The sequence below is a fragment of the Streptomyces sp. P17 genome, from assembly GCF_032436805.1.
Taxonomy (GTDB): Bacteria; Actinomycetota; Actinomycetes; order Streptomycetales; family Streptomycetaceae; genus Streptomyces.
Genome location: NZ_JAVRBF010000553.1, coordinates 1 through 307, shown reverse-complemented (window position 1 = coordinate 307; position 307 = coordinate 1). Strand labels below are relative to the sequence as shown.

The following is a 307-nucleotide window of genomic DNA, read 5'->3' as shown; positions in this document are numbered from 1 at the left end:
GCGGACCTTACGCCACGTCCAAAGCCGCGCTTGAAGTGCTGGCGCGGGTATGGGCCAACGAGACCGCAACCACGCGCATTCGCGTCAATTTGTTCAACCCCGGACCGATCCGCACTCACATGCGCGCCATCGTGATGCCCGGAGAAGACCCGTTGACGCTGGATACCCCCGAGCAAGCAGCGGAATATATCTTGCCGCTGTGCGAGCCTAAATGGACCGGCACGGGACAGGTCTTCGATTACCCCACGAAAGCCGTGATGAGTTTTCGCCCGCCCGCGACATGATGGCCGGACATAAAAAAGGCCGC

The 307-nt window shown here is 60.9% G+C and carries 1 protein-coding gene; it reads left to right on the top strand.

The window, feature by feature from the left end; genetic code table 11:
• Positions 1–284: SDR family oxidoreductase (locus RMT89_RS42080; RefSeq protein ID WP_315889033.1), on the top strand; the 284-nt coding region annotated here is incomplete at its 5' end.
• Positions 285–307 lie beyond the last annotated feature (23 nt).